We start from the raw sequence: 23,412 nt of genomic DNA on the forward strand, positions 1-23,412 counted from the left end.
CTGCTCCCCTTTTAGAGGTCGTTTTAAATCCCTACCATAATATTCATGTTGTCGCTCGTTTGTCAACGTCCAATCCTTGAACGCATTAGAATTTGGTCGGAAGTCGTCAATGGAATCGCCCCGTCCTCAATCAATCGATTCGGACCTGCCGCGAGCGGATCAAGCGGGCTTCCAGGTACCGCAAACACCGTCTTTCCTTGCTCGAGCGCATGTCCGACCGTATTCATCGTCCCGCTCTTCTGACGGGCCTGAATGACGACGAGCTGATCGCTGAGTCCGCTGACGAGACGATTACGTTCTAAAAATTGAAATTTTTTGACAGGTGTTTCCGGTGGGTATTCGGTGAGGAGTAACCCGTGTCTCGAAATTCGTTCGAACAGCGGCGCATGCGCTTGAGGATACATGTGTGAAAAGCCTGCTCCGAGGACAGCGATCGTCGGACGGTTATGCTGGAGTGCCAACTCATGGACGAGACCATCGATGCCGAGCGCACCGCCCGATACCGAGACAGTTTCTTCTATTAAAGGGTAGAAATGCTCGACGAGACGATGGCTGATGCGATTCAATTCACGACTTCCGACCAAAGCGGTCGTTTGTTGTTGTAGTACCTCTAAATCGCCTCGGTAAAACAAACAATACGGCGGGTTCGGAATGTCGAGCAACGCGCGCGGGAACGCGTCGTCTTCCCACGTCAAAAAACGGTCGTACGTGACCGTTGAACGAAGCGCCCGTTTTGCTTTGTTCCAGACGTTCGGATGGAAGGGACGAGTGCTCGAACCCGGATGCGATAAGTAATGATGGACGAACTCGACCGGCAGCCGTTCAGCCGCGAATCGAGCGATTGTTTGATTCATCACAATCACCTCTAAAAAAATGAGGGATGGCGCGCATCCCTCATTTCCGAATGGTTTACGTGGTCGGTTGACCCGTCACGCAAGCTTCATACAATCCTTCTTGCTTCAACACCCGGATGAGCGTCTCTCCGATGACGGCAGGCGTCTCGGCGACTTCGATCCCGTTGGCATTCAACGTCTTGATTTTCTCGGCGGCCGTTCCTTTTCCGCCTGAGATGATGGCGCCCGCATGGCCCATCCGTTTCCCTTCAGGAGCGGTTTGACCACCGATGAAGCCGATGACTGGCTTCGTCATGTTCGCCTTCACCCATTCGGCAGCTTCTTCTTCGGCCGTTCCACCGATTTCACCAATCATGATGACCGCTTTCGTGTCCTCATCTTCGTTGAACGCTTGGAGCGTATCGATGAAGTTCGTCCCGTTGACCGGGTCTCCACCGATTCCGACCGCTGTCGATTGTCCAATCCCGGCCGTCGTCAACTGATGGACCGCCTCGTACGTGAGCGTCCCTGAACGCGAGACGATACCGACGTGGCCTTTCGTATGGATATAGCCTGGCATGATGCCAAGTTTTGCTTCCCCTGGCGTGATGATTCCCGGGCAGTTCGGTCCGATGAGACGGGCCGGTTTGTCCTCGAGGTAACGTTTCACTTGAATCATGTCGATGACCGGGATGCCTTCTGTGATACAGATGATCAGTTCAATCCCGCTATCGGCCGCTTCCATGATTGAATCGGCTGCGAAGGCCGGTGGTACGTAGATGATCGATGCGTTCGCGCCCGTTGCTTCGACGGCCTCTGACACCGTGTTGAAGACTGGTACGCCGTCAAGTACGGTCGTGCCACCTTTTCCAGGTGTCACGCCTCCGACCAATTTTGTGTTATAAGCCAGCATCTGTTCGCCGTGGAACAGACCTTGTTTCCCCGTGATCCCTTGAATGATCACTTTTGTATCTTGATTCGCCCAAATACTCATGTCGTTTCCCCCTTATCGAACGAGTGCCGCGATTTTTTCTGCACCGTCAGCCATCGAGCTCGCCGAAGTGATCGCAAGTCCAGATTCATCGAGAATGCGTCGTCCCGCATCCACGTTCGTGCCTTCTAAACGGACGACGAGTGGTAAATCGAGACCGATTTCTTTCGTCGCCGCGACGATACCTTCAGCGATGATGTCACATTTCATGATGCCACCGAAGATGTTGACGAAAATGCCTTTGACTTGGTCGTCTGACAAAATCAATTTGAACGCTTCCGTTACTTTTTCTTTCGTCGCACCGCCGCCTACATCGAGGAAGTTAGCGGGTTCGGCGCCGTAGTGCTTGATGATATCCATCGTCGCCATAGCGAGACCGGCTCCGTTGACGAGGCAACCGATATTTCCATCGAGCGCGATATAGCTGAGGTCGTGTTTCGACGCCTCGACTTCACGCGGGTCTTCTTCCGTCGTGTCACGAAGATCGACGATGTCTGTATGACGATAGAGCGCGTTGCTGTCGAAGTTGAGCTTCGCATCGAGGGCGATGACGTTTCCGTCTTTCGTCGTGACGAGCGGGTTGATCTCTGCGATCGTACAATCCGTCTCGACATACACTTTGTACAGTTTCATGACCATGTCACTGAACTTGTTGACGAGCTTGGTCGGCACTTCCATCTTGAAGGCAAGACGGCGCGCTTGGAACGGACGGAGTCCGACGACCGGGTCGACGACTTCTTTATGAATTTTTTCTGGCGTATGTTCAGCGACTTCTTCGATGTCCATACCGCCTTCTGATGAACCCATGATGACAATTCGGCCGATCGAACGGTCAAGCACAAGTCCTAAGTAGAATTCTTGATCAATCGCAGATCCTTCTTCGATGTAAAGGCGTTGCACGACTTTTCCTTCAGGTCCAGTCTGGTGCGTGACGAGCGTCTTGCCGAGAATCTCTGACGCATACTGTTTGACTTCCTCATCCGTCTTCGCAAGTTTGACACCGCCGGCTTTCCCGCGGCCCCCTGCGTGGATCTGGGCTTTGACAACTTTTAGTTCACCGTCTAGCTTGGCAGCGGCTGTAACTGCTTCTTCAACACTAAACGCCGGATAGCCCGTAGGTACGGCCACTCCGAACGCACGAAGCAATTCTTTCGCCTGATACTCATGGATATTCATTTCGTTTCCCCCTTAGTCCCCTTTAATATCGGCACGTCTATTGTAACGAAAAACTGAAAGCGCTGTCTATCGTTCTTGCTTTAAGTTTTCATCTTTTTTTCACATCTACCCCTAGACATCTTCGATTTTTCCTTGTTCCATCTGATAAAGAAACACGAAAAGCTCGGCGATGACCTGATAAAGGTCGTCCGGAATATGCTCCTCAATCTGTAAAGCGGACAATAGTGACAATAGCGCCGGGTCCTCATGGATCGGGACCCCGTTCTCCTGCGCGAGCGCGAGCATGCGCTCGGCGACGAGTCCGCCCCCTTTGGCGACGACACGTGGGGAATCCATCGATTGCTCGTAGGACAAGGCGATCGCTTGCTTACGGTCCGTCATATGCGTTGGTCCACCTTTCCGAGCGGGGCGAACGTGTCTGGCACGGATTCCCGCTTTTCTTCGAACGAGAAGCGTGACAGTTCATAGCCGCTCGCTTCAAGCGCCTTGCTGAGCGACGGCTCATAAGCGTTGACGAACGGGCTCAAATCGTGCCGTTCATTGAACACTTTGATCGAGACGTGTCGCTTTTGGACGAGCAAATCGATACCCGTCTCTCCAAACTTCGGTGTCTCCAAAAATAGGACGATGCGTGCGTGGTCGGCGTCAATCATCTCGCCCTTCGGCGCCTCGAGGCGGAATCGGACTTGTTCAAACGGTCCTAATTGCGGTATGTGAAATGCTTGAGCGACGTATGGCGGCGTCTGAAGGGCATTAAACGTCTCCTGTGCCCGGACGAACTGCTCGAACTTCGGGTCCCCTTTCGCTTTGAACAATTCGCCGATGAGTTGCTTCACATCCGACCCGGCTCCGCTCTCGAGCAGTTGACGCCCTTGCGCCTGAAGCGATTCAGGCGTGTCGAGCGGCTGACGGGCGAGCCGTCCGAGTTCCGAACTTAAAAGGGCGAGCGGGGACCGTGCTGCTTGCGCAAGGGCTTCTGCTTGTTGCGGCACGACTTTCAAGACGAGCTTCGGTTCGAGCTCGGTGACGACCATCTTGTACGTGACATTCTCTTTGACGTCAGCGTTCACCCCGACCCGGAACAAGCCTTGCGGCAGTTGCATGACCGCCTCGCCGCCCGGCAGCAGCTGGAGCACCCGACCGACGACCGTATTGCCGATGAGCAATTGCCGCGAATTCTGTTCCGTGACCTTGAACGGCATGACGCCTTGATGATCGATCCGCATGATGACCCCTCCTACATATGTTTAATCGGCGCGAACGATTTTCGGTGGATTGGCGTGATCCCATGTTCCGCTAGTCCGGCCAAGTGCGCTTTCGTCCCGTAACCGGCGTTCTGTTCGAAACCGTAGCCGGGATAGAGGACGGCGTAGTCTTCCATCATGTTGTCACGGACGACTTTGGCGACGACGCTCGCCGCCGCGATCGATACGCTCCGGGCGTCGCCTTTGATGAGCGATTGTTGCGGGACGTCGAGCTCGAGCGTCATCGCGTCAATCAAGAGCGCATCGACTTCACCGAGTTGCCGGACCGCCTCCATCATCGCGAGTTTCGTCGCCTCGTAAATGTTGACGCGGTCAATCACGTCGGCGTCGACGATGCCGACGCCGACCATGGCCTCGTCCATGAGGGCCCGATACGCGACTTCACGTGCTGATGGCGACATCAGTTTCGAGTCGTTCAAGCCAGGATGATAAAATCCTTCCGGCAAGATCACGGCCGCGGCGACGACCGGACCGGCGAGCGGTCCTCGACCGACCTCATCGACGCCACCGATGCGGACATAGCCGTTTGCCTTCAACTCGTCCTCGAACACGCTCCGGGCCGCATAATCGTCTTGGCGCTCACGTTCGACCTTGAACTGGCGCTCACGCTGCCTGAGCAACGTCTGGACGCCTGCGCGCGGGTCATCCTTCAGTTCGGCCCGGACTGCTTCCCACTCTTCATATCGGACCGTCTGTAGCCGTTGTTTAATCGCTTGAATCGTCATGCTGTTCCTCCTATTCAAAAAAGCCCTGTTTGCACAGGACTTCACGCCATCTCATGGTCGGCCGGTGTCTCAAGAGAGACCCGTCCGATTTTCTCATGACGTAGTTCGTTCAATAGTAATTCGCTCGCCTTCTCGAAATCGACGTAGCCGCCGCTGACGAGTCCACGTTTCTTCCCGATCAATTCGAGCAGTTCGACGGCGTCTTCCGGCAGTTGATCGATTTTGAATCGCTCTTTCACCTGTTCCGGATAGCGGGCCGATAGCTCACGGGCCGCATAGAGCGCAATATCATCAAGGTTCAAAATATCGTCCTTGATGGCACCGGTCGCCGCCAAGCGATAACCGACCATCTGGTCCTCGAACTTCGGCCACAGAATCCCCGGCGTATCGAGCAATTCCATCTCGCCGCCTTTCATCTTGATCCATTGCTGACGCTTCGTGACACCCGGACGGTCGCCAGTGACAGCGATATTGCGTCCAGCGAGGCGGTTGATGAGCGTCGATTTCCCGACGTTCGGGATGCCGATGATGAGGGCGCGGATCGGACCGGGATTCCGGCCTTTCTCACGCATGCGGTCATGCTTTTCTTGCATGAGCTTCTCGGCGCCCGACATGAGCTGCTTCAAGCCTTTGCTATGTTTCGCGTCGACGGCGACGACCTCGACGTCGTCACGCTTCAAGGCGCGGAGCCAGGCGTCGGTGACGACGGGATCGGCCATATCGGCTTTATTCAAGACGATGAGACGCGGTTTGCCTTCTGTGATCTCATCGACCATCGGGTTACGGCTCGATTGTGGGACGCGTGCATCGACGAGTTCGATGACGACATCGATGAGCTTTAACTTTTCTGTTACTTGTCTTCGTGCCTTGGCCATGTGGCCAGGGAACCATTGAATTGCCAAAAAAACACCACCTTATTCTTGTACGGTCCCGAAATCGCCGAGGGGCCAGAACACGAAGTTCGTTTTGCCGACGACGTCCTCTTTCGGGACAAAGCCGATTTCACGGCTGTCTTTCGAGTTTTGTCGATTGTCACCCATCACGAAGTACGAACCTTCCGGGACGACTGTTTCGCCCGTCACTTGTTCGAGCGTGAAGTTTTCGGTAAGAGGAAAGCCGTTCATCTGGGCCTGGAAATCCTCTAAATACGGTTCTTCGACCGCTTCGCCGTTCAAGTAAAGCGTATCGTCCCGATATTCGAGCGTGTCGCCAGGAATGGCGATGACGCGTTTAATATAGTCTTTTGATTCCGTCGCGTGGAAGACGATAATATCGCCCCGATCGAGCTCACCGACGTAGTTCGAAATTTTGCTGACGATCATGCGATCGGCATTTTGGAGCGTCGGCATCATTGACTCTCCCTCGACGATGACAGGTACAAAGATGAACGTCTGGATCACGAACGCGATGACGAGCGCCACGACGATCGCCTTAAGCCAACTGAACACTTCTTTCAACTTGCCTCACTCCTCTGTCCGTTTGAACTTATTGTACTAGAAAAAAAGAAGCTTGTCGCAAGCGACAAGCTTAATCCCCATCTTAACGACGGATTTCTTTAATACGTGCTGCTTTACCGCGAAGGTTGCGGAGGTAGTAGAGTTTCGCACGACGGACTTTACCGTAACGAACGACTTCGATTTGCGCGACACGCGGTGAGTGAAGCGGGAATGCACGCTCAACACCTACGCCGTAAGAAATCTTACGGACTGTGAATGTTTCGCTGATGCCGCCACCTTTACGCTTAATGACAACGCCTTCGAAGATCTGGATACGCTCACGCGTTCCCTCTACGACTTTAACGTGGACACGTACTGTGTCACCAGGACGGAAAGCAGGTACGTCCGATTTGAATTGTTCTTCTGTGATTTCACGGAACAGTTTTTGTGTGTTCATGAATTGTTCTCCTTTTTCTTCAATGTTCATATCTTCATCTGCCCAAGCATCCAACAGCGGAACATCGGTAATCGGTGGGGGTTAACCCACATGCTCAAACATAGCATAATTTGGTCAATCGCGCAACGATTCAATGAATTTTTTATCCGCCTTCGACAGGTCGATTTGCTCGAGCAGTTCCGGCCGCCGTCGATACGTGCGTTCAAGTGACCGTTCACGACGCCACGTCTCGATGTTGGCATGATTGCCCGACAAGAGGACGTCCGGTACCTTGAGGCCCCGGAAGTCGGCTGGACGCGTATAGTGCGGGTATTCGAGGAGTCCCGTCGAAAACGAGTCGTCCTCGTGGCTCGCCTGGTCGCCGAGCACTTCCGGGATGAGGCGCACCGTGGCATCGATCATGACCATCGCCGCGAGCTCACCGCCGGTCATGACGAAATCGCCGATTGACACTTCGTCCGTCGCGAGCTCGTCATGGATCCGTTGGTCGAACCCTTCATAATGACCGCACAAAAAGATGAGGTGTTCCTCGGACGCCCACTCTTCTGCCATTCGTTGGTCAAAACGGCGTCCGGTCGGTGTCGTGACGATGACACGGGGACGCGTCTTCGCAATCGCGTCAAAGGCGTCAAAAATCGGTTGCGGGGTGAGAAGCATGCCCGCCCCGCCCCCGTACGGATAATCGTCGACTTTGTGGTGCTTGTTCGTCGAGAAGTCACGGAAGTTCGTGAACGCCATCTCGACGTGACCGAACGTGCGCGCCCGTCCGACGATCGAATGATCGAGCGGGGCGAACATCTCAGGGAATAAGGTTAAGACATCAATCTTCATCGTCGATCATTCCCGGAATCGGGGTGATGACGACACGTTTCGCCTCGACATCGATGTCGCTCACGACCGATTCGATGTACGGGATGAGCGCATCCGACTTGCCAGGACGTTTGATGACCCAGACGTCGTTCGCGCCGGTCTCGAAGATGTCATCGACGACTCCGATGACCTCACCATCGACGACAGCCTCACAGCCGATAATCTCATGGTAATAAAACTCATGTTCCGGCAACTCGTGGACGTGCTCGACGTGGACGTATAGCTTCATCCCTTTGTATTTCTCGACGAGATTGATGTTCTCGAGTCCTTTGAACGTGACGAGATGGAACTGTTTGTGCGGACGATACGTCGTCACCTCGAACGGGACCTTCTTGCCGTCGATGTCTAAATAGAGCGTCTCGCCCTTCTTGAAGCGCTCCGCCGGAAAATCGGTCGCGGCGAGCAACTTCAATTCTCCTTTTAAGCCATGGGTGTTGGCGATCTTACCTACGTATAACCATTCCATTGTTATGCCTCCTCACAAAAATGGGCCGACCTCATAAAAGGTCGGCCACATCCTTACTTCGCGTTTTTCGCGTTGTGGAATTTCTCCATGATCCCTGCTTTAGAGAACAAGTTACGTACTGTGTCAGATGGCTTCGCGCCGTCTGCCAACCATTTGAGAGCGAGTTCTTCGTTGATGCGAACTTCTGCTTCTGGTTTTGCAACCGGGTTGTAGTGACCGAGTTGCTCGATGAAGCGGCCATCACGTGGTGAACGTGAATCAGCTACAACGATCCGGTAGAAAGGTGATTTGTTTGCGCCCATGCGCTTGAGACGAATTTTAACTGCCATGGTAATATACCTCCATCATGTGTTTAAGAATTGACAACTTTAATAGTATACTGCTTTTTTGTCCGACTGACAAAAGTTTTCTTAGAAGAATGGAAGGCCGAGACCTTTTTTCTTCCCTTTCATTTGTCCTGACATCTGCTTCATGAGCTTCTTCATGTCATCGAACTGTTTGATGAGACGGTTCACTTCCTGGATGGAGCGACCGCTCCCTTTTGCGATCCGCTTGCGACGACTCGCGTTGAGCACTTCAGGATTGGAGCGCTCATGCTTCGTCATCGAGCGAATGATCGCCTCGACATGATCGAGTTGCTTCTCGTCGATTTGGACGTTCTTCAACCCTTTCATCTTACCTGCACCAGGTAACATCGAGAGCAATTCATCAATCGGGCCCATGTTTTTCACTTGACCCAATTGCTCGATAAAATCATCGAATGTGAACGATGCGTCGCGAATTTTGCTTTCAAGCTCTTTCGCGGCATCTTGGTCCATCTGTGACTCGGCTTTTTCAATGAGCGTGAGCACGTCACCCATTCCAAGAATCCGTGACGCCATGCGTTCCGGGTGGAAAGGTTCGAGGGCATCCAACTTTTCACCGAGACCGACGAACTTAATCGGCGCTCCCGTGACTGCCTTGATTGAAAGGGCTGCCCCACCACGTGTGTCACCGTCGAGCTTCGTGAGCACGACGCCGGTGATTCCGAGTTTCTCATTGAAGCTATCGGCCACGTTGACCGCATCTTGACCCGTCATCGCATCGACGACGAGGAAGATTTCATTTGGTTTGGCAATCGTCTTCACGTTTTCGAGCTCGCCCATGAGCGTCTCGTCAATATGAAGTCGACCGGCCGTATCGATCAACACGAAATCGTGATGATTGGTTTTGGCGTACTCGAGCGCTTTTGTGACGATTTCTTCCGGCTTCACTTGGTCGCCAAGTGAGAACACCGGTAAATCGAGCTGCTTGCCGAGTGTCTCGAGCTGTTTGATGGCCGCAGGCCGATAAATATCTGCCGCGACGAGAAGTGGACTCCGGTTATGCTTTTTGCGAATCAAATTCGCGAGCTTACCGGTCGTCGTCGTTTTCCCCGCACCTTGTAACCCGACCATCATGACGACTGTCGGTGGTTTTGGGTTAAATGTGATTGGGACGACGTCGCTTCCCATCAAGTTCGTTAGCTCTTCATGAACGATTTTGACAACTTGTTGGCCAGGTGTCAACGATTTCATGACGTCTTGGCCGATGGCCCGTTCTTTCACGTCGTTGACGAACTGTTTGACCACTTTGAAGTTGACATCGGCTTCAAGGAGAGCGAGACGAACTTCTCTCATCATCTCTTTGACATCTGCTTCGGAAATTTTACCTTTCCCCCGCATTTTCGCCAGTGTCGATTGCAACCGTTCGGATAATCCTTCAAATGCCATGCTTCAGCCCCCTACTCTAAATTCTCAAGCGCCGAAATCGTTTCCGTCAAATCGGGCGAGTGCTCGACTTGACGTTTGAGCGTTTGAAGCAGTTGTTGCCGCTGTTCGAATTTCTCGAACAAGGCCAACTTCTCCTCATACTGCTCAAGCATCGCTTCGGTACGCTTTATGTTATCGTAGACCGCTTGACGGCTGACTTCAAACTCTTCCGCAATCTCTCCGAGCGAGTAGTCATCTAGGTAATAAAGAGACATATAGTTGCGCTGTTTCGGTGTGAGAAGCGCTTGATAAAAATCGAACAGATAGTTCATTCGATTCGTCTTTTCGAGCGACATGACCTCCACCTCCACATGTTAAGTGAAATCCCTTTACAACTACCAATAGTACAGCCGTCCCCACCTCTTGTCAAGTTTTTTTCTTAACAGTGAAAGTTAGGCGAGGTCATCGTTTGTCTGTTGTTTTTCTTCGAAGATGTCCCCGAATAATCCGTACACGAACTGTTCCGGGTCGAACGCCTGTAAATCATCAACTTTCTCACCGAGACCGACATATTTGACCGGGATATCGAGCTCGTTTCGAATCGCGAGCACGATCCCCCCTTTAGCCGTCCCGTCGAGCTTCGTGAGGACGATCCCGCTCACGTTCGTCGCTTCTTTGAACGCTTTCGCTTGAACCATCGCGTTTTGTCCCGTTGTGGCATCTAACGCGAGCAATACCTCGTGCGGCCCGTTCGGTACTTCACGTTCGATGACGCGCTTCACTTTCTCGAGCTCTTTCATCAAGTTGACCTTGTTTTGCAAACGTCCGGCCGTGTCACAGATCAAGACGTCGACGCCGCGTGATTTCGCTGCCTGCACAGCGTCGAACACGACCGCGGCCGGGTCCGACCCTTCGGCTTGACGGATGACCGGGACTCCGACGCGTTCGCCCCAGACTTGGAGCTGATCGATGGCACCGGCCCGGAACGTGTCGCCTGCCGCGAGCATGACCGAACGCCCTTCCGACTTCAATTGATGGGCGAGTTTGCCGATCGTCGTCGTTTTGCCGACACCATTGACGCCGACGAACAAGATGACCGTCAATCCGTCCTGCATGTTCAACTCACGATCCGCCTCGTCTTCTTGGAGACGGTTCGCCACGACTTCGACGAGGGCGTCACGGACAGCGACCGGGTCTTTCAAATTGCGACGTTTCACTTCCTCTTTCAAATCTTCGACGAGGTCCATCGTCGTCGTCACGCCGACATCCGCCTGGATGAGCAAATCCTCGAGTTCATCGAAGAAATCCTCATCGACTTCGCGGAACCGATAGACGAGGTCGTTGACGGCACTGGCAAATCCGTCTCGTGTCTTCGTCAATCCGTCGGTAAACTTTTGCGACACCTCTTGTGTCGAGGTCGTCAATTTATCTTTTAACTTCTTAAAAAAACTCAACTTAATTCCTCCATCTCTTGTTCCGTCTCGACGACGCGCTTTGCTTCGGATAGTTCGACCGAAAGCACCTCGGAGACACCGTTTTGTTGCATCGTCACGCCGTAGAGCGTGTCCGCCGCCTCCATCGTCCCTTTACGGTGGGTGATGATGACGAATTGTGTATCGATTGAGAGCGTCCGGATATATTCCCCGAACCGATGGACGTTCGCCTCGTCGAGAGCCGCCTCGACTTCATCGAGCACACAGAACGGGACGGGTCTCGTTTTCAGGATGGCGAACAGAAGCGCGATCGCCGTCAAGGCCCGCTCTCCGCCTGATAACAGACTGAGCGTCTGCAACTTCTTCCCGGGCGGTTTGGCGACGATCTCGATGCCCGTGTTGAGCAGGTCGGACTCGTCGACGAGTTTCAAATCAGCCTCACCCCCGCCGAACAGCTCGTTGAACGTCTGTTTAAAGTGACCACGAACGAGCGTGTACGTCTCTTTGAACAAGCGCGTCACTTCACGGTCCATCTCGGTGATGATGTCGTATAAATCCTCTTTGGCGCTGACGAGGTCGTCCCGTTGCTCGGACAAGAACATGAAGCGTTCATTGACGAGGTCGAACTCCTCGATCGCGTTCAAGTTGACCGGTCCGATTTCTTCGATTTGACGAACGAGCAGTTTGAACTCTTCTTTCGCCTCATCGAGCGGAATCGTGAGGGTCGGAAGCAAATCGAGGACGAGCCCTCGTTCCTCGAGCGCGTCGAGTTTCCACTTCCGCTTCAACTCGAGCTCGTTCGCCTCGGTCTCGAGCTTGCGGACATCCGCCTCGACCCGACGACGCACGTCCGACGCCTGTTGTTCACGCTGTCTGAGGATGCGATACGACTCTTCTTCAGCGTGGAGCTGTTTCGTATGCAACGCCATCCGCTCTTTCAATCCGTCCATCTGTTTGACCGCCTCGACGTGCTCGAGCTCGAGCTCGGCAGACGAGACGACCCGGCCGCTTGCCACATGTTCGAGCTCACGCTCGATCTGCCCAAGACGGGCCGTCTGTTTAGCGACCTCGGCCTCGAGCCGCTCGACTTCTGCGCGGACGCGGTCGAGGTCGAGCATATTGCGTTGACGATCGAGTTCATTTTGACGAATGGCTGCCTGAAGTTGCCCCGTCGTCTCGGCGCCTTTGGCTTGCTCGCCGCGGAGCGCCTCGAGTTCGGTCCGAATCGAGGCTTGCAATGCATCCGTCGCCTCGAGTTCTTCGGCGAGCCTTGTCAACTCATTCGTGGCGGATGCGATTGTTTGGGCGTAACGCGCCATCTCATGGTCGAACAGTTCGAGTTGCGCTTTGGCGTCTTGCGACACCCGTTCCAAGTTTCTAAACGCCTGTTCCGTCGAACGGAGCGTCTCTTCGGCCTCGCGCTTCTTGAGCCTGAGCGTCTGGAGCGACGCACGCAGTCGGGACATCTCATCGGTGTACGTCGACACCCGCAACTGTTGCTCGTGAAGCATGGCCAACCCTTGCGTCAATCCTTGCTTCAAATCATCGAGTTCACGGGACTGGGTGAACAAGGCGACACCTTGCTTCCGGCTACCCCCGGTCATCGAACCGCCAACGTTGACGATATCCCCTTCGAGCGTGACGATGCGATAGCGATACCCCGTCGTCTTGGCGATCCGGTTGGCCACCTCGAGGGAATTGGCCACGATCACGGCGCCGAGGAGCGACCGTTTCAATTTCTCGTAGGCCGGGTCCGTCTCGACGAGGTCGGCGGCGATGCCGACGAATCCGTCGACTGATTCGAGACGGTGTGCGACTTCACTCGGGACGTAACGTTCCTTCACGCTCGTCATCGGTACGAACGTGGCTCGTCCGGCACTTGCTTTCCGCAATCGTTCAATCTCTCGGCGTCCGACTTCTTCCGTCTCGACGACGATATGTTGTTGCGTCTGACCGAGCGCCGTCTCGATGGCGGCCTCATAGGACGGGAGAACGCGAATCAATTCTGCGACGGCACCGAGCACGCCCGGTCCCCGTTCTTTCAAGACAAATTTGACCGCATGGAAATAGCCTTCGTACGACTGTTTCATCCGTTCGAGCAACTCGATCCGGTCCTCGGTCTTCTGACGCCGGCGGTCAAGGTCGTGGTACGACTGTTCGGCCCGCGACAATTTGTCTCGAAGCGTCGCTTCCCGTTCGGTCAAATCGGCTTCTTCCGCCACAAGCGTCTCCCACGTGTCCCGAGCCTCGTCGAGACGAGCTTGTTCGGCCTCGAGTGATGCCGTCTGTTCGGTCCGCACATCAAGGCGATCCTTGTTTTCACGAAGCAGACGAGCTTTCGCTTCTTCCGCTTGTTCGATATCGCGCCGTTCCCGCTTCTGTTGGTTGCTCAGCGTGGCCCGTGTCGTCGCCAACTCGAACGCTTCGCCTTGAAGCTGTTCGATTTCTGCGTTAAAGTCACGCGTCGCCGCCGTCAATTGCGCGTCAAGTTCGGCCCGTGCCGCTTCCACGGTATGTAACGCCTCAGCTTTTGACGCCATATCCGCGTTTGCCACGTTCAACTTCTGCGTCAACTGTTCGGTCTCTTCGGCCAATTCGACCCGTTGGCGCTCGAGGCGTTCTTTCGTCTCCGCCCCGTGCTCTTCACGGGCTTTCGCGAGCTTGATCTCACCTGTCAACCGTTCCAACTCGGTCGCTTGAGACCGTTCTTCTTGATGGAGCGTGTCGAGCGTTTCTCGATCTTTGGCGAGTGTCGCCTCAAGCGTCGTCCGCTCTTCTGAAATCGCGGTCAACGCGCCGTCTTGCTCGGCGAGATTCGTCTCGGCCGTCCGCAGTTGCTCGGACACACGAGCGATGCCCGTACCAAGTTCTGTGATCTCGGCGCCGAGAATACCCGTCTCGAGCTCATCGTGGCGCGCTTTGGCGACTTGATACTCGCGTGCGAGCGCGGCCTGCTCTCGGAGCGGCTCGACCCGATCGGCGAGTTCATACAAAATGTCATCGACCCGAGACAAGTTCAATTCGGTGTCTTGGAGCTTCCGTTCGGCTTGTTTTTTACGCTGCCGGTACTTCAACACCCCGGCCGCTTCTTCGATGACAGCCCGACGATCTTCCGGTTTCCCGGAGATGACTTGCTCGACCCGTCCTTGCCCGATGATGGCGAACGCATCGCGTGATAGGCCCGTATCCATGAACAAGTCGATCACATCTTTAAGCCGGCACGGCTTCTTGTTCATGAAATAGTCGCTGTCGCCGCTCCGCGTGACACGGCGCGTCACACTGACTTCTTCATACGGCAACCGCAAATGGGCGTCCGTGTTGTCTAGGACGAGCGTCACTTCGGCGACGTTGCGATGGTTCTCACCTTCACTGCCGGCAAAGATGACGTCTTCCATTTTCGCTCCGCGGAGCGATTTGGCCGACTGCTCACCGAGTACCCAGCGAACAGCGTCCGATATATTTGATTTTCCGCTCCCGTTCGGCCCAACCACGGCTGTGACGCCGGGACGAAAATCCAGTTCAATCCGCTTGGCAAACGATTTAAAGCCAGCGAGTTCGATTCGTTTTAAGTGCATCGTGACCATCCTATCCTCAGTAAGCATTCATTTGTTTATTTTACCACAGTTGCCAGTTCGTCAAAATGCTAGAATCATGCTATTCTAAAAAGAACTGTAGAAAGGGGTACGACCGATGACTAACGAACAAATGATTGAGGAAATTCTCGACAAAATGAACATCATCAACCGCGGCGCCATCAAAGCGGAAGAATATAACCGTGCCGACGCCTCGGCCGTCAAAGAGATTTACGACTACGTGATGAACCGCTCATCGCTGTCGATCTCTGAAGTGGATGGGATTGTCGAAGAACTCGGACAATTGACGTGATGAGATGACAGAAAAGGAGTGGACCCATTGAGGTCCACTCCTTTTCTTATAGGCCGGCGTACTGCCGGTTGAATTCAATCAACGCTTCTTTCGCCGCGAGTTGCTCGGCTTCTTTCTTCGATCGGCCGATGCCTTCGCCGACGATATCGTCTGACAGACGGGCATGGGCGACGAACTCCCGGCTATGGGCCGGACCACGCTCTTCGATAATCGTGTACGAGACAGGCCCGAGACCTTCTCGCTGGACGCTTTCTTGGAGCTGACTCTTATAATCGGTCTGTTCTTCAAACACACCGGCCAAGACTTTCGGAAAAACCGCTTCGGCGAGGAACTGTTCGACTGGTTCAATCCCTTGGTCCAGATAGAGCGCGCCGATGTATGACTCGAACACATCCGCGAGTAGCGCCGGACGCTTGCGTCCGCCGGTCAACTCTTCGCCTTTCCCAAGCAAGATAAAATCAGAGAAAGCATAGGCTTCCGCAAAGTTGACGAGTGATGGCTCACAGACGATGGCCGCCCGCAACTTCGTTAATTCCCCCTCGGAGCGCTCCGGATACGTCTCATACAAAAACCGAGACACCGTCAACTCGAGCACCGCGTCGCCTAGAAACTCTAAGCGCTCATTGTCTTTTTTCAGACCGCGTTGTTCGTTGACGTATGAGGAGTGGGTGAACGCTTGCATCAATAGGTCTTGGTTCGTGAATCGAACCGACAGCCGTTCTTCAAGTACTTTAAACTGCTCGAGAATCCGTGACCGCTCGAGCTCATTTCGCCGACGCCGTTGCGCCGACCCTTGACGGTCAAACCGTCGCTTGTCCTTTGTCATAATTCCCTCCGTGTATAAGCACAAGCCCACCGCTCATGACGAGCGGTGGGAGGCTTGATTACAATTTAGTTTCGATGTAAGCGACGACGTCGCCAACAGTCGCGAGCTTCTCAGCATCTTCGTCTTCGATTGTGATATCGAACTTGTCTTCAAGGTCCATGACCATTTCCATTACTTCGAGCGAATCCGCACCGAGGTCATCCTTGAATGATTTGTCGGCTGTGATCTCAGATACATCTTTCCCGAGTTTCTCTGCCACTGCTGCTTGTACGTCTACTAAGATTTGTTCTGTTGTCATGATAAAATCCCTCCAAATTAAAGTATATAAAATGTGTTTCGATTGGTAAAGTTCTGATTTTAAGCCATCGTCATGCCGCCGTCAACGGCGATCGTCTGACCCGTCACGTAAGCCGCTTGGTGAGAGGCGAGGAATGAGACGAGGTTCGCCACATCTTCGACCTGACCGAAGCGATTGAACGGGATTTGACCGAGCGTCGCCTCGCGTTGCGCATCTGTCAACGCGTCAGTCATGTCCGTCTGGATGAAACCAGGACAGACGGCGTTCACCGTCACGTGACGTCCGGCGAGTTCACGCGCGACCGACTTCGTCAGCCCGATGAGCCCCGCTTTCGCCGCCGCGTAGTTCGCCTGACCGGCATTCCCCGTGATCCCGACGACCGAAGCGATATTGATGATGCGGCCCGCCTTCGATTTCAAGAGCGTCCGCGTCGCGGCTTGCGACGTCAAGAACGCACCTTTCAAGTTTGTCGACAGGACATCGTCAAAGTCAGCTTCCTTCATGCGCATAAGCAGACCGTCCCGCGTGATGCCTGCATTGTTGACGAGACAATCGATGCGGCCGTACGTGTCGACCGCCGTCTTGATGAGTGCTTTCACATCATCACTGTTCGAGACGTCGGCTTTGACGGCGATGGCCTCGCCACCGTTCGCTTCGATCTCGCTGACGACGGCGTTCGCTTTCTCAACACTACCCGAGTAATTCACGACGACCCGAAAGCCGTCCTCCCCTAAACGCTTCGCGATGGCGGCCCCGATTCCTCGAGATGCGCCTGTCACGATTGCTACTTGGTCATGCACGTACTTCTCCTCCTAACGCGGCCACCTCTTCGAGCGTCGTCGCCTGTTTGATCGTCACTTTCGAATCGATCCGTTTGATAAGACCTGACAGCGGTGACGTCGGACCGAACTCGATGAACGTGTCGACGCCAGCGTCGATCGCTTTGCGGACACACGCTTCGAATCGGACCGAGGCGTACAATTGCTCGGTGAGAAGTGCTTTCAATTTTTCCGGGTCGGTATGGACATCCGCATCGACGTTGGAAATGATCCCAATCGCCGCCGGTTTGAACGGCGAAGAAGCGAGCACATCTTTGAACCGCGTCGCGGCCGGCATCATGTAGGAGCTGTGAAACGCCCCTGAGACGTTCAGCGGCAAGACGCGTTTCGCGCCCGCTTCTTTCAAGTCTGTTTCGGCCTGTTTGACCGCATCGACATGCCCCGAGATGACGAACTGACCCGGACAGTTGTAGTTGGCGATTTGTACAAGGTTCCCGCTAGCACTGATTTTCTCCGTCACATGGAACGCTTCGTCGACATCGGTCATACCGATGACGGCTGCCATCGTCCCATCCTTCACTTCTGACATGAGCTTGCCGCGTTCGTGGACGAGCACGCTCGCTTCTTCCAAGTCGATGACGCCGGCGACGACGAGTGCCGCATATTCTCCGACGCTGTGACCGATCACCAAGTCTGGAGTCGCCCCCGTTTTGGCGTGAGCTTGTGCGAGTGATGCCGCATGCGCCACGATGGCCGGTTGGGCCACTTCTGTCCGTTGAAGCTCTTCTTTTGATCCTGCCGCCATGGCGTCGAGTAAATCAAATCCGAGGCGACGGTTGATCGCTTGCAGTTGTTCAGGATTGTCGAGGAACGTTTGGCCCATGCCGACGGCTTGTGACCCTTGTCCCGGAAATACCCATGCTGTTTTCCCCATGTACTCACCTTCTTTGAATTAGTTTGTGGCTTTTGCTTGTTTGATTTTCGCGACGACGTCGTGATCGACCATGATTTTCGCCTGTTTGAGCGCGCTCATGATGGCGAGCGCGTCGCTCGAACCGTGTGCTTTAATGACCGGGGCGTTGATTCCGAACAAGCCGGCCCCACCGTGTTCCCGATAATCTAATGTTTGTTTCAATCGCTTCAACTTCGGTTTTAAGACGAGAGCGGCGAGCTTCGAGACGAGATCGCTCGTGAACTGCTCTTTCATCATCTTCATGAGCATCGACGACGAACCTTCGACACCTTTGAGCAAGATGTTTCCGGCGAACCCTTCCGTGACGATGACATCGACATCACCGGACATCGCCTCGCGCGCTTCCACGTTGCCGACAAAGTGGACCGGGGCTTGTTCAAGGAGGGGGTACGCCTCTTTCGTGAGGGCGTTTCCTTTCCCAGCCTCGGTCCCGATGTTCAGTAGCGCGACCCGCGGACGTTTGACGCCGCGAACGTGCTCGGCATAGAGCGAGCCCATGATCGCATAGTCGACCAAGTGCTCGGCCTTCGCGTCCGGGTTGGCCCCGACGTCTAAAATGACGACACCGCTACCCGTATATGTAGGGAACGTAGGTGACAACGCGGGGCGCTCGATTCCTGGGATCCGTCCGATGACGAACAGTGACGCCGCCATGAGAGCACCGGTATTCCCAGCCGAGACGAGTGCGTCGGCCTCTCCGTCTTTGACGAGTTTGGCCGCCACGACGAGTGAGCTGTCCTTTTTGCGACGGACGGCTCGGACCGGTTCGTCGTCCCCGGTGATGACTTCGCTCGCTGGAACGATTTTGATTCGCGGGTCGGTCAACCCGTACGAAGCGAGTTTGACCTCATCTCCGACTAAAAACAGTTCCATCGATTCGTTCGGGAATGCGTCGGCAAACTGCTTGACGCCTTCCACGATCGCTTTCGGGGCGTGATCCCCGCCCATTGCATCAATTGCTAATTTCATGCCTGTTCCTCCTCACCGCGACGATAAATCGTGAAGTCTCCGCTAAAGACACACTCTTCGCCGACATAACTATCCACTGTGACGTCCGTTCTTCCGTCCCGACGCAGTTTGATCACACGAGCCTTGGCAACGACTCGCTCTCCAAGATGGACTTGGCGACTGAAGCGGATGTCCGCTTTAGTGGTCAACGCCAATTCATCATTGATGAGCGCCACCGCTAACGAGTTGGCCTGGGCGAACAATACATGTCCCCGGGCGATCTCGTTGCGGCTAAAGACGTGTTCTCTCTCAATGTCGAGAACCGAGATGGCCGATTCATCGAGCTTCAAGTCAATCATATCACCGATGACCTCGCTCATGGCGAGCGACTTCACTTCATCGAGGTGTTCTGAGGCTACATGCTTAATCCGTTCTCTCACTTCCGGAATTTTCAACTCCATCCGATCGAGACGAATCGTTTGAATACTGACGGCGAACTGCTTCGACAGCTCTTCGTCTTTGATGAACGGGTTACGATCAATCGTTTCTTGCAATAAGCGTTGCCGCTCTTTCTTAGGTACCCGCATTCAGTTCCCTCCTAAACTCTATGCTAAAGAACTTAATACCTGGTACTAATAGCAGTATATATTCTTTAGATTGTATTTTCAAGTGTTGTTTCTCATTCCAAGCGGCTCCCGACGAGTAAGTCGAGTCGCTTCAAGTATTGACGGAGCGGCGCATACGTCGCTTCATTCCAAAACGCCTCGCTGCCGAGCAGACGAACCGCGTCTTGCATCGCTACCTCCATCACTTTTAAATCAAGTACGGGATCGGCGACGCGGAAGCTCGGAAGACCGCTTTGGGCCGTCCCAAAGAAATCACCGGCCCCGCGCAATTCCAAGTCTTTCTCGGCCAAGACGAATCCATCGTTCGTCTCCGTCATCGTCTTCAAACGAAGTTTGCCGACATCGGACTTCGGGTCCCCTACCAATATACAATAAGATTGGTCGGCGCCTCGACCGACGCGTCCGCGCAACTGGTGTAGTTGCGCCAAGCCGAACCGCTCCGCATCATGGATGATGATCAGCGAGGCGTTCGGGACGTTCACGCCGACCTCGACAACCGTCGTCGAGACGAGGATTTGGAGGGCATTGCTGGCGAACGCCTTCATCACGTCATCTTTCTCGGTGCTCGACAGTTTTCCGTGCATGAGACCGACCGCGTAGTTGGGGAAACGTTCCCGCAACACTTCGTAGAGCGCAGTCGCACTCTCGACCTCGAGCGTGTCCGATTCCTCGATGAGCGGGGCAATCACGTAAGCTTGGCGTCCAAGCGTCAGTTCACGGTCGACCATCGCGTGGACCCGATCGATTTGGTCGGTCTTGGCCCAATACGTCTCGATCGGTTTCCGGCCGGCCGGCATCTCATCGATCGTCGAAACGTCCATCTCGCCGAAAGCACTGATGGCGAGCGTCCGTGGAATCGGTGTCGCCGTCATATAGAGCACGTCGGCGAGCTCCGCCTTGTCACGGAGCATCTTGCGCTGTTCGACTCCGAACCGGTGTTGCTCGTCGGTGATGGCTAAATGTAGGCGCGAGAACTCGACCGGCCCTTGGATCAAGGCGTGCGTCCCGACGATGATATCGACGTCCCCCGCTTTGATGGCCTGAAGCAACTCAGTACGGGCCTTGCCTTTGACCGAACTCGTCAATAAACCGACTCGAATCCCGTACGGCTCAAACAGCGCTTGAAGCGAGGCGAGATGCTGTTCAGCCAAAATTTCGGTCGGGACCATGAGCGCCCCTTGATAGCCGGCGCTCACCGTCGCATACAAGGCGATCGCGGCAACGACTGTCTTTCCGCTCCCGACATCCCCTTGTAGCAACCGATTCATTCGTTCTGGCACTTCTAAATCCCCGACGATTTCCCGGATGACACGCGTCTGCGCCCCGGTCAACGGAAACGCAAGTTGTTTGACGAATTCGTTCAATTGAGGCTTATCGAGCGTGAGGGCACGGCCTTTACCCGACCGTTCCATCTTCCGGAACGCCTGAAGCTTCAATTGATAGAGCAGACATTCTTCATAGACGTAACTGCGGCGTGCCTGTTTGTACGTCTCGACCGAATCAGGGAAATGCATCCCTTTTAACATCGCCTCCCGGTCCTCGAGACGATAGCGTTGCCGAATCAATTCCGGCAGGCGGTCCTCGAACGAGGTCGTCTGTTCAAACGCAAGCTTGACGATCCGGCTGAAGTTCTTCTGGGTCAACCCGGCCCGAAGCGAATAAATCGGTTGCAGCCCGTCCGACAGTTCACCGAACTCGAGGTCGGTCGCGCTGATCGTCATCCGGTTCATGTCCCATTTCCCTTTGACCGTCACGGTGGCGCCGAGCGTGAGCTTGTCTTTATAGAACGCCCGGTTGAACATCGTCACGTGGACGACGTAGCGTTCCTCGAGCAATAGCCGAAATTGGAGCCGGTTCTTGCCTTTACTGTAATAACGGACGAGCGGTTCCGCTTGGACGGTACCGCTCCATTTGACGAGGTCGCCGTGGATGGCCGTCGTCACCGTGCCGCTATTATAATTTTCATAACGAAACGGGACGTGCTCCAGCACGTCCTCGATTCGTTCGAGACCCATCGTCTCTAATTTTTTGGCCATCTCTGGCCCGACCCCTTTGAGCGTCGTCAGCGCCTCACTTCTCGACATTTTCTTTCTCTCCAAAGATGTTTCGTTCGAGACGGCGGGCCGTCGGCGTATTGGCAAGTCCGCCGCGGGCTGTCTCTTTCAACGCGGTCGGCATCATCTGGCCGATCTCATGCATCGCCGAGATGACCTCGTCACAAGGGATGCGAGACGTGATACCAGCGAGGGCCATATCGGCCGCGACAATCGCGTTCGCTCCACCCATGGCGTTCCGTTTGACACACGGCACTTCGACGAGACCCGCCACCGGGTCACAGACGAGACCGAGCATGTTTTTCAAGGCGATCGCAAACGCCGTCGCCGATTGTTCCGGCGTCCCACCGGCTGCTTCGACGATGGCCGCCGCGGCCATTCCGGTCGCCGAACCGACTTCCGCCTGACAACCACCGGCCGCCCCTGAAATCGAGGCGTTGTTGGCGACGACGAACCCGAACGCACCAGACGTGAACAAGTACCGGACCATTGCCTCGCGGTCCATTTCCAGACGTTCTTTGACCGCAAACAACGTACCCGGTACGACACCGGCGCTTCCAGCCGTCGGGGTCGCACAGATGCGTCCCATCGCCGCGTTGACTTCATTCGTCCCGATCGCTTTGGCGACCGCGTCTAAAATCAAATCCCCAGCGAGCGACTTGCCCGAGCGGATATAGTCGGTCATGAGCACGGCGTCATTCCCCGTCAACCCCGTCACGGACGTCACGCCTTCGAGTGCCCGCGCAACCGCTTCTTCCATCACCTCGAGGTTGCGTTCCATCATGCCGACGACGTCTTCACGCGTCGAGCGTCTGACGTGCACTTCTTGCTCGATCATCACTTCTGAGATCGGAATCCCTCGTTCCGTTGCCGTTCTGACTAATTCTTCTACTGATTTAAACATATTGGTGTCTCCTTATTCCCCAAAGATGGCTACCCGCTCGATTTGAGGTAACCGCTCGATTTCCGCTAACACGTCTTTTGACAAATGATCATCAATCTCGATCGCCATGAGCGCTTGCTTGCCTTTCTCATGACGGCTCACTTCCATATGGCCGATGTTCAACTCATGTCTGGCCAAAATACCCGTCACGGCCGCGATTGCCCCGAAGCGATCGTGGTGCAAGACGACGAGTGCCGGCCCGCCGCCCGACAATTTGAGCGGGAATCCGTTCAACTCGGTGATCTCGATCGTCCCGCCGCCGATTGAAATCCCGACGATCTCAAACGTGCCGTCCTCGTCTTCTAGGCGGACACGGGCCGTGTTCGGATGATCCGTCAGCGCATCGCTCGTCTCAAAGACGACCTCGATGTCGCGTTCTTTCGCGAGATCGAGCGCTTGCGGGATCCGTAAGTCGAACGTATCGAAGCCCATGATGCCACCGACGATGGCCACATCTGTCCCGTGTCCCCGATACGTATCGGCGAACGAACCATAAAACGTGATGTGCGCGAGCCGCGGTGTCCGTCCAAACAGTTTTCCGGCCATGAGACCGATGCGGGCGGCGCCCGCCGTATGCGAACTCGATGGACCGACCATGACCGGTCCGATGATATCAAACACACTGCGATATTTCATCGCATTTCCCCCTTTCAAAAAAACCCTACCTTCATTATACAGAAGGTAGGGCTGAGTTACAG

Annotated in this window: 26 protein-coding genes; 1 reads left to right on the forward strand and 25 read right to left on the reverse strand. The window is 54.7% G+C overall.

The window, feature by feature from the left end; all coding sequences use genetic code 11:
- Nucleotides 1-62 precede the first annotated feature (62 nt).
- The 16 genes from dprA to smc all read right to left on the reverse strand — a co-directional run bounded on the left by dprA (nt 63) and on the right by smc (nt 14,957).
- Nucleotides 63-854 carry a DNA-processing protein DprA gene (gene dprA / locus KNP75_RS08575; protein WP_215190219.1) on the reverse strand — a complete coding sequence of 264 codons (792 nt, stop codon included), beginning with the start codon at nt 852-854 and terminating at the stop codon, nt 63-65.
- Nucleotides 855-909: 55 nt separating this feature from the next.
- Complete coding sequence (gene sucD / locus KNP75_RS08580) at nt 910-1,827, reverse strand: succinate--CoA ligase subunit alpha (protein ID WP_034777173.1); 918 nt, start codon at nt 1,825-1,827, stop codon at nt 910-912.
- A gap of 12 nt (nt 1,828-1,839) precedes the next feature.
- Complete coding sequence (gene sucC / locus KNP75_RS08585) at nt 1,840-3,000, reverse strand: ADP-forming succinate--CoA ligase subunit beta (RefSeq protein WP_034777171.1); 1,161 nt, start codon at nt 2,998-3,000, stop codon at nt 1,840-1,842.
- A gap of 111 nt (nt 3,001-3,111) precedes the next feature.
- Nucleotides 3,112-3,381: an EscU/YscU/HrcU family type III secretion system export apparatus switch protein gene (locus tag KNP75_RS08590; RefSeq protein WP_034777170.1), complete on the reverse strand. Its 270-nt coding sequence runs from the start codon at nt 3,379-3,381 to the stop codon at nt 3,112-3,114.
- The gene (locus KNP75_RS08595) at nt 3,378-4,226 is read right to left on the reverse strand and encodes a hypothetical protein (protein ID WP_215190220.1); all 849 of its coding nucleotides are present in this window, start codon (nt 4,224-4,226) and stop codon (nt 3,378-3,380) included. Before KNP75_RS08595 ends, KNP75_RS08590 begins: the two co-directional genes overlap by 4 nt.
- A gap of 11 nt (nt 4,227-4,237) precedes the next feature.
- Nucleotides 4,238-4,990: a ribonuclease HII gene (locus KNP75_RS08600; protein ID WP_214752702.1), complete on the reverse strand. Its 753-nt coding sequence runs from the start codon at nt 4,988-4,990 to the stop codon at nt 4,238-4,240.
- A 41-nt stretch (nt 4,991-5,031) separates the two neighbouring features.
- Complete coding sequence (ylqF, locus tag KNP75_RS08605) at nt 5,032-5,892, reverse strand: ribosome biogenesis GTPase YlqF (protein WP_034777164.1); 861 nt, start codon at nt 5,890-5,892, stop codon at nt 5,032-5,034.
- Nucleotides 5,893-5,904: 12 nt separating this feature from the next.
- Nucleotides 5,905-6,447, reverse strand: coding sequence for a signal peptidase I (lepB, locus tag KNP75_RS08610; RefSeq protein ID WP_215190221.1), 543 nt, complete (start codon nt 6,445-6,447; stop codon nt 5,905-5,907).
- Nucleotides 6,448-6,529: 82 nt separating this feature from the next.
- On the reverse strand, nt 6,530-6,883 hold the full coding sequence (rplS, locus tag KNP75_RS08615; RefSeq protein ID WP_015881369.1) for a 50S ribosomal protein L19: 354 nt from the start codon (nt 6,881-6,883) through the stop codon (nt 6,530-6,532).
- Nucleotides 6,884-6,997: 114 nt separating this feature from the next.
- Nucleotides 6,998-7,714 (reverse strand): tRNA (guanosine(37)-N1)-methyltransferase TrmD, encoded by a 717-nt coding sequence (gene trmD / locus KNP75_RS08620; RefSeq protein WP_215190222.1) that lies wholly within the window; start codon nt 7,712-7,714, stop codon nt 6,998-7,000.
- Nucleotides 7,704-8,219, reverse strand: coding sequence for a ribosome maturation factor RimM (gene rimM, locus KNP75_RS08625; RefSeq protein ID WP_034777158.1), 516 nt, complete (start codon nt 8,217-8,219; stop codon nt 7,704-7,706). Before rimM ends, trmD begins: the two co-directional genes overlap by 11 nt.
- Before the next feature lie 53 nt (nt 8,220-8,272).
- Nucleotides 8,273-8,548 carry a 30S ribosomal protein S16 gene (gene rpsP, locus KNP75_RS08630; RefSeq protein WP_021067098.1) on the reverse strand — a complete coding sequence of 92 codons (276 nt, stop codon included), beginning with the start codon at nt 8,546-8,548 and terminating at the stop codon, nt 8,273-8,275.
- Nucleotides 8,549-8,629: 81 nt separating this feature from the next.
- On the reverse strand, nt 8,630-9,970 hold the full coding sequence (ffh, locus tag KNP75_RS08635; protein ID WP_034777156.1) for a signal recognition particle protein: 1,341 nt from the start codon (nt 9,968-9,970) through the stop codon (nt 8,630-8,632).
- Nucleotides 9,971-9,981: 11 nt separating this feature from the next.
- Complete coding sequence (locus KNP75_RS08640; RefSeq protein ID WP_034777154.1) at nt 9,982-10,305, reverse strand: putative DNA-binding protein; 324 nt, start codon at nt 10,303-10,305, stop codon at nt 9,982-9,984.
- 96 nt (nt 10,306-10,401) lie between these two features.
- The gene (gene ftsY, locus KNP75_RS08645; protein WP_034777152.1) at nt 10,402-11,403 is read right to left on the reverse strand and encodes a signal recognition particle-docking protein FtsY; all 1,002 of its coding nucleotides are present in this window, start codon (nt 11,401-11,403) and stop codon (nt 10,402-10,404) included.
- Nucleotides 11,400-14,957 (reverse strand): chromosome segregation protein SMC, encoded by a 3,558-nt coding sequence (gene smc, locus KNP75_RS08650; RefSeq protein ID WP_215190223.1) that lies wholly within the window; start codon nt 14,955-14,957, stop codon nt 11,400-11,402. Before smc ends, ftsY begins: the two co-directional genes overlap by 4 nt.
- A 115-nt stretch (nt 14,958-15,072) precedes the next feature.
- On the opposite strand from smc, the gene KNP75_RS08655 reads away from it, so the two are divergent.
- Nucleotides 15,073-15,267, forward strand: a complete 195-nt coding sequence (locus tag KNP75_RS08655) for a DUF1128 family protein (RefSeq protein WP_021067093.1) — start codon at nt 15,073-15,075, stop codon at nt 15,265-15,267.
- A 46-nt stretch (nt 15,268-15,313) separates the two neighbouring features.
- Here the strand turns inward: KNP75_RS08655 and rnc are convergent, their stop codons facing one another.
- The 9 genes from rnc to sdaAB form a co-directional block, all read right to left on the reverse strand.
- Nucleotides 15,314-16,093, reverse strand: a complete 780-nt coding sequence (gene rnc / locus KNP75_RS08660) for a ribonuclease III (RefSeq protein WP_138859619.1) — start codon at nt 16,091-16,093, stop codon at nt 15,314-15,316.
- A 58-nt stretch (nt 16,094-16,151) separates the two neighbouring features.
- Nucleotides 16,152-16,391, reverse strand: a complete 240-nt coding sequence (acpP, locus tag KNP75_RS08665) for an acyl carrier protein (RefSeq protein ID WP_021067091.1) — start codon at nt 16,389-16,391, stop codon at nt 16,152-16,154.
- Nucleotides 16,392-16,450: 59 nt separating this feature from the next.
- Nucleotides 16,451-17,191, reverse strand: coding sequence for a 3-oxoacyl-[acyl-carrier-protein] reductase (gene fabG / locus KNP75_RS08670; protein WP_034777149.1), 741 nt, complete (start codon nt 17,189-17,191; stop codon nt 16,451-16,453).
- Nucleotides 17,184-18,104: an ACP S-malonyltransferase gene (gene fabD / locus KNP75_RS08675; RefSeq protein ID WP_034777148.1), complete on the reverse strand. Its 921-nt coding sequence runs from the start codon at nt 18,102-18,104 to the stop codon at nt 17,184-17,186. Before fabD ends, fabG begins: the two co-directional genes overlap by 8 nt.
- 18 nt (nt 18,105-18,122) lie before the next feature.
- A complete protein-coding gene (gene plsX, locus KNP75_RS08680; RefSeq protein WP_034777147.1) occupies nt 18,123-19,112 on the reverse strand; it encodes a phosphate acyltransferase PlsX in 990 nt (329 codons plus the stop codon).
- Complete coding sequence (gene fapR / locus KNP75_RS08685) at nt 19,109-19,678, reverse strand: transcription factor FapR (protein ID WP_021067087.1); 570 nt, start codon at nt 19,676-19,678, stop codon at nt 19,109-19,111. Before fapR ends, plsX begins: the two co-directional genes overlap by 4 nt.
- A gap of 92 nt (nt 19,679-19,770) precedes the next feature.
- Nucleotides 19,771-21,801: an ATP-dependent DNA helicase RecG gene (recG, locus tag KNP75_RS08690; RefSeq protein WP_138859622.1), complete on the reverse strand. Its 2,031-nt coding sequence runs from the start codon at nt 21,799-21,801 to the stop codon at nt 19,771-19,773.
- Nucleotides 21,788-22,675: an L-serine ammonia-lyase, iron-sulfur-dependent, subunit alpha gene (gene sdaAA / locus KNP75_RS08695; RefSeq protein WP_034777145.1), complete on the reverse strand. Its 888-nt coding sequence runs from the start codon at nt 22,673-22,675 to the stop codon at nt 21,788-21,790. Before sdaAA ends, recG begins: the two co-directional genes overlap by 14 nt.
- Before the next feature lie 12 nt (nt 22,676-22,687).
- Complete coding sequence (gene sdaAB / locus KNP75_RS08700; protein ID WP_215190224.1) at nt 22,688-23,350, reverse strand: L-serine ammonia-lyase, iron-sulfur-dependent subunit beta; 663 nt, start codon at nt 23,348-23,350, stop codon at nt 22,688-22,690.
- Nucleotides 23,351-23,412 lie beyond the last annotated feature (62 nt).

Origin of the sequence: Exiguobacterium sp. s6 (genome assembly GCF_018618155.1) — a bacterium.
Taxonomy (GTDB): Bacteria; Bacillota; Bacilli; order Exiguobacteriales; family Exiguobacteriaceae; genus Exiguobacterium; species Exiguobacterium mexicanum_A.

Bases quoted from the DNA above. Each gene is read 5' to 3' on its own strand.
- dprA (WP_215190219.1), bottom strand. From the start codon at position 854: ATGAATCAAACAATCGCTCGATTCGCGGCTGAACGGCTGCCGGTCGAG.
- sucD (WP_034777173.1), bottom strand. From the start codon at position 1,827: ATGAGTATTTGGGCGAATCAAGATACAAAAGTGATCATTCAAGGGATC.
- sucC (WP_034777171.1), bottom strand. From the start codon at position 3,000: ATGAATATCCATGAGTATCAGGCGAAAGAATTGCTTCGTGCGTTCGGA.
- KNP75_RS08590 (WP_034777170.1), bottom strand. From the start codon at position 3,381: ATGACGGACCGTAAGCAAGCGATCGCCTTGTCCTACGAGCAATCGATG.
- KNP75_RS08595 (WP_215190220.1), bottom strand. From the start codon at position 4,226: ATGCGGATCGATCATCAAGGCGTCATGCCGTTCAAGGTCACGGAACAG.
- KNP75_RS08600 (WP_214752702.1), bottom strand. From the start codon at position 4,990: ATGACGATTCAAGCGATTAAACAACGGCTACAGACGGTCCGATATGAA.
- rplS (WP_015881369.1), bottom strand. From the start codon at position 6,883: ATGAACACACAAAAACTGTTCCGTGAAATCACAGAAGAACAATTCAAA.
- trmD (WP_215190222.1), bottom strand. From the start codon at position 7,714: ATGAAGATTGATGTCTTAACCTTATTCCCTGAGATGTTCGCCCCGCTC.
- rimM (WP_034777158.1), bottom strand. From the start codon at position 8,219: ATGGAATGGTTATACGTAGGTAAGATCGCCAACACCCATGGCTTAAAA.
- rpsP (WP_021067098.1), bottom strand. From the start codon at position 8,548: ATGGCAGTTAAAATTCGTCTCAAGCGCATGGGCGCAAACAAATCACCT.
- ffh (WP_034777156.1), bottom strand. From the start codon at position 9,970: ATGGCATTTGAAGGATTATCCGAACGGTTGCAATCGACACTGGCGAAA.
- KNP75_RS08640 (WP_034777154.1), bottom strand. From the start codon at position 10,305: ATGTCGCTCGAAAAGACGAATCGAATGAACTATCTGTTCGATTTTTAT.
- smc (WP_215190223.1), bottom strand. From the start codon at position 14,957: ATGCACTTAAAACGAATCGAACTCGCTGGCTTTAAATCGTTTGCCAAG.
- KNP75_RS08655 (WP_021067093.1), top strand. From the start codon at position 15,073: ATGACTAACGAACAAATGATTGAGGAAATTCTCGACAAAATGAACATC.
- rnc (WP_138859619.1), bottom strand. From the start codon at position 16,093: ATGACAAAGGACAAGCGACGGTTTGACCGTCAAGGGTCGGCGCAACGG.
- acpP (WP_021067091.1), bottom strand. From the start codon at position 16,391: ATGACAACAGAACAAATCTTAGTAGACGTACAAGCAGCAGTGGCAGAG.
- fabD (WP_034777148.1), bottom strand. From the start codon at position 18,104: ATGGGGAAAACAGCATGGGTATTTCCGGGACAAGGGTCACAAGCCGTC.
- plsX (WP_034777147.1), bottom strand. From the start codon at position 19,112: ATGAAATTAGCAATTGATGCAATGGGCGGGGATCACGCCCCGAAAGCG.
- fapR (WP_021067087.1), bottom strand. From the start codon at position 19,678: ATGCGGGTACCTAAGAAAGAGCGGCAACGCTTATTGCAAGAAACGATT.
- recG (WP_138859622.1), bottom strand. From the start codon at position 21,801: ATGTCGAGAAGTGAGGCGCTGACGACGCTCAAAGGGGTCGGGCCAGAG.
- sdaAA (WP_034777145.1), bottom strand. From the start codon at position 22,675: ATGTTTAAATCAGTAGAAGAATTAGTCAGAACGGCAACGGAACGAGGG.
- sdaAB (WP_215190224.1), bottom strand. From the start codon at position 23,350: ATGAAATATCGCAGTGTGTTTGATATCATCGGACCGGTCATGGTCGGT.